We start from the raw sequence: 4,236 nt of genomic DNA, 5'->3' as shown, positions 1-4,236 counted from the left end.
CAGTGCGGCGATCTGGGGGTCGTCCTTTTTGAGATACTGCATAACTGCTCCTTTTACATGGCCCCACGGGTTCGTCCAGAAAGGGTGGGTTTTGGTTCGGGGCGAGGCCCGAGTGAATTTTCAACCACAGGCATGGCATGACTATTCCGAGGATTGAAAGTGAACGAGAACGCCGCCCCGGGTCGAAAGTCGCCCTTTATGGATGGACGCGATCAATGTTTACCCGCCCAGATAAGCCTCCCTCACCCGGCTGTCTGAAATCAGCGCTTCACCGGTTCCCTCCAGAACCACCGAACCGACCTCCAGCACATAGGCATAATCGGCAATTTTAAGGGAGGCATAGGCATTTTGCTCCACCAGCAGCACGGTTTTACCCTGCTGGTGGATCGCCGTGATGATGTCGAACACCTCTTTGACCAGCTTGGGGGCAAGGCCCAGGGAGGGCTCGTCGAGCATGATCAGCTCCGGAGAACTCATCAGCGCCCTTGCCAAAGCCAGCATCTGCTGCTCGCCACCGGAGAGAAGGCCACCCTTCTGGTCCTTGCGTTCCAGCAGGATTGGGAAAAGGCCGAAAACCCATTCGAGGTCCTTGGCGATGCCGGCTTTGTCATCGCGGCTGTAAGCCCCCAGCATCAGGTTGTCCCGCACGGACAGGTGGGCGAATATTTTACGGCCCTCCGGCGCCATGACGATACCCGCTTTGACCACATCCACCGGACCCATGTGGGTGATGTCCTGGCCCTTATAGCTGATCGTACCGGATTTGTTTTTGATCAGGCCTGAAATGGCTCTCAGCGTGCTGCTTTTGCCGGCACCGTTGGCACCGATCAGAGTGACGATCTTGCCCTGGGGAACCTCCATGGTAAGGCCTTTTAAGGCATGGATACCCCCATAATAAATATTGAGATCCTGAATCTTAAGCACTTTGAACCGCCTCCTCTCCGAGATAGGCCTCGATCACCTTGGGGTCGGCCTTGATCTGATCCGGCGAGCCTTGGGCAATGGTCTCGCCATGATCCAAAACCCAGATATGCTCGCAGATGCCCATCACCACCTTCATGTCGTGTTCGATGAGCAGGATGGTCAAGGCAAACCGGTCGCGGATCTGGCGGATGAATGTCATCAGATCCCGTGTTTCATTGGGATTCATGCCGGCCGCCGGTTCATCCAGCAGCAAAAAGGCCGTATCCGTGGCCAGGGCACGGGCAATTTCCAGCCGGCGCTGGGCCCCGTACGGCAGGCTGGTGGATTTTTCGCCGGCCAGGTCGCGCAGTCCCACCACCTCGAGCAGGTCCATGGATTTTTCTTGGATGGCTTTTTCTTCACGCAGGCTGGCGGGAAGGCTGAACAGGGCGTGCCACCAAGTGGTTTTCTGGCGCAGATGGCAGCCGATCATGACATTTTCCAGCACGGTCTCGTTTTTAAAAAGGCGGATGTTCTGAAACGTTCGTGCGATACCGCTTTTGCACACCAGGTGGGGCGGTTTTCCGGTAATGTCCCGCCCTTGAAAAATGACGTTCCCATGGCTGGGGGTATAGAAACCGGTGATCATGTTGAAGCAGGTGGTTTTCCCGGCACCGTTGGGACCGATAAGCCCGACAATGCTGCCTTTGGCTATCCCTACACTGAAATTTCCCACGGCCGTCAGTCCGCCGAAACGCATGGTCAGCGCTTTGGTTTCCAGGATGGTTTCCGGTTTCATTTCGGTTCACCTCGCTTTCCGATCCTGCCGGCCAGTCCTTCCCAGGTAATTTCGCGGGTTCCCATGAGTCCCTCGCGGCGAAACAGGATGATCAGTAACAGGGCCAGGGAAAAGACCACCATGCGCATACCCGGAACCCCTGCGATGTAAAAATCGCCGATGCTGATCGGGTTTTCCACAAAGCGCAGCCATTCCAAAAGGATCGTGATGCCGATGCCTCCCAGAACGGACCCGGTGATGGACCCCAAACCGCCGGTCACGACGATCATCAGGATGTTGAAGGTCAGGATAAAAAGGAACATCTTGGGATCGATGGTGGTCAGCAGGCTGCCCAGCAGCGCACCGCCCACCCCGGCAAAAAAAGCACCCATGGCAAAGGATATCAGTTTGTATTTGAAGACATTGATACCCATGGCGGCGGCAGCCGTTTCGTCGTCGCGAATCGCCTTGAGGGTGTTGCCGAAATTGCTGTTGACGATGCGCATGACAAAATAGAGGGTCAACAGACACCAGCCGAAATTCCACCAGATATTGGCGTAGTCCGGGATCCCCTTGAAACCCAGGGCCCCGTTGGTGAGCCGGGGCAGGTTGTTGGCAAACACGCGCACAATTTCGGCAAATCCGAGCGTGGCGATGCCCAGGTAGTCGTCCCCCAGGCGCAGCAGCGGAATGCCGACGATGATCCCTGCAATCGCGGCGATGAGGCCACCGAGCAGTACGGCCACGAAAAACGGCGCCTGGGCAGCCTGGACCCAGGCGTAGGGTGCTTCGAGAATGAAAAGCATCTCCTTTTGATCAGGGGTCATGATCAGAATTGAACAGACATAGGCGCCGATGGCCATGAACCCGGCGTGGCCCAGGCTGAACATGCCGGTAAACCCGTAAATCAGGTTCAGGCTGAGGGCCAGGATGATATTGATGGCAATCAGGTTGAGAATTTGGATCTTATAGCCGTCCAGGTGGCCTTTGGCCAGCCAGAGAATGACGCCCAGAACCGCCACCGTCAGCAAATTGAGGATAATTTTTGTTTTGCGGTCCATTATACCTTGTCCTCCAGTTTCGCACCGAACAACCCCGTGGGCTTGAACAAAAGGATGAAGATGAGCAGGATAAAGGCAAAGGCATCCCTGTATCCGGCCAGGTCCGGAAAGAAGGCCACCACCAGGATTTCGACAAAACCGAGTATGAGTCCCCCAATCACTGCGCCCTGGATCGATCCGATGCCGCCGAAAACCGCCGCGATAAACGCCTTGAAGCCGGGGATGACGCCCATGACGGGCTGCAGCTGCGGATAGCGCAGGGCCCACATGATTCCGGAGGCGGCAGCCAGGGCGGATCCGATACCGAAGGTCAAGGCGATGACCCGATTGACCTCGACCCCCATGATATAGCTGGTCTCGATATCTTTGGAGATGGCCCGCATACCCAGTCCCGGTTTGGTTTGATAGACAATATAGATCAACCCGAGCATGAGCAGAAAAGACAAGATGGGAACAAACAGGGTCAGCGGCAGAATGCGCACGTTGCCGACCACGATGACATCTTCCAGCCAAGCGGGCCGGTAGACCGCCCGCGGAATGGCCGAAAAGACGACAATGGCCAGATTCTGCAGGAAAAAGGAGACGCCGATGGAACTGATCAGGGCCGAAATGCGGGGCGCGTCACGCAAGGGCCGATAGGCCACCCGATCGACAAAGACGCCGACACTGGCCGTCACCAGGATGGCCCCGACGATAGCAAGCGGCCAGGGCAGGTGAAACAGGGTAACGGCCCAGAAGACAAAATAGGCCCCCAACATGAAGATTTCGCCGTGGGCAAAATTGATCAGCCGCAGGATGCCGTAGACCATGGTGTAGCCGATGGCGATCAAGGCGTAAAGGCTTCCAAGGGTCAGGCCGTTCAGCGCGTGCTGTAAGAACATGGCCAAGCTCATGCCCAGCTCCTATCGTCAAACGTTCAGAATTTGGGGGGGGAAGCCCGGCGGCTTCCCCCCCTTGTACCTATCATCATTACGCTTATAGCTCGGGGGTGATGCTCCCGATGTACGTTTTCTTACCGTCTTTGATCACAACCAGGCCCACCGGCTTTTCAGCGTCGTGGGTCTCGTTGATGGTGGTTGACCCGGTAACGCCTTCAAAGCCCTTGGTGGTTGCCAGGGCCTTGGTAATGGCTTCGTTGTCGAGGCTGCCGGCCCTTTTGATGGCATCCAGCACGATCACGTAGGAGTCATAGCCTAATGCGGCGTTGACGTTGGGTTCCTTGTCGGGATGCAGTTTCGTCCAGTTGTCGGTGAAATTGCGGGCAACGGGATTCATCTCCTTCATGGACGGGTCGTAGGGGAAGGTGGTGTGGATGAAGCCTTCAACATCCTTGCCGCCGATCTCGACGATTTTGGGGTTGTCCATGGCGTCTCCGCCCATAATCTTGAACGCGGCGCCCAGTTCGTTGGCCTGCTTCATGATAATGGCCCCTTCGGCAAAGTAGGAGGGGATGAACAGCAGGTCGGGTTTTTTGCTGATGATTTCGGTCAGCTG

The 4,236-nt window shown here is 56.5% G+C and carries 4 protein-coding genes and 1 pseudogene; all 5 read right to left on the bottom strand.

Annotated features, from left to right (window positions below):
• Positions 1 to 434: 434 nt before the first annotated feature.
• A pseudogene (locus ABYV26_RS21925) lies at positions 435 to 861 on the bottom strand (ABC transporter ATP-binding protein); the annotation flags it as partial.
• 55 nt (positions 862 to 916) lie between these two features.
• A complete protein-coding gene (locus ABYV26_RS21920) occupies positions 917 to 1,702 on the bottom strand; it encodes an ABC transporter ATP-binding protein (RefSeq protein WP_372683490.1) in 786 nt (261 codons plus the stop codon).
• The gene (locus ABYV26_RS21915) at positions 1,699 to 2,742 is read right to left on the bottom strand and encodes a branched-chain amino acid ABC transporter permease (protein WP_372683489.1); all 1,044 of its coding nucleotides are present in this window, start codon (positions 2,740 to 2,742) and stop codon (positions 1,699 to 1,701) included. Before ABYV26_RS21915 ends, ABYV26_RS21920 begins: the two co-directional genes overlap by 4 nt.
• Complete coding sequence (locus ABYV26_RS21910) at positions 2,742 to 3,635, bottom strand: branched-chain amino acid ABC transporter permease (RefSeq protein WP_372683488.1); 894 nt, start codon at positions 3,633 to 3,635, stop codon at positions 2,742 to 2,744. Before ABYV26_RS21910 ends, ABYV26_RS21915 begins: the two co-directional genes overlap by 1 nt.
• Before the next feature lie 82 nt (positions 3,636 to 3,717).
• The coding region (locus ABYV26_RS21905; protein WP_372683487.1) for an ABC transporter substrate-binding protein at positions 3,718 to 4,236 on the bottom strand (519 nt) is incomplete at its 5' end.

It is taken from the genome of Desulfosarcina sp. (genome assembly GCF_041551955.1).
In the GTDB taxonomy this organism is placed as follows: domain Bacteria; phylum Desulfobacterota; class Desulfobacteria; order Desulfobacterales; family Desulfosarcinaceae; genus Desulfosarcina.
The sequence above is the reverse complement of the archived record's forward strand: the minus strand, read 5'-3'. Positions and strand labels throughout refer to the sequence as shown.

What these genes read in the sequence shown, in the direction of transcription:
- ABYV26_RS21920 (WP_372683490.1), bottom strand. Translation starts at nt 1,702, where the DNA reads ATGAAACCGGAAACCATCCTGGAAACCAAAGCGCTGACCATGCGTTTC.
- ABYV26_RS21915 (WP_372683489.1), bottom strand. Translation starts at nt 2,742, where the DNA reads ATGGACCGCAAAACAAAAATTATCCTCAATTTGCTGACGGTGGCGGTT.
- ABYV26_RS21910 (WP_372683488.1), bottom strand. Translation starts at nt 3,635, where the DNA reads ATGAGCTTGGCCATGTTCTTACAGCACGCGCTGAACGGCCTGACCCTT.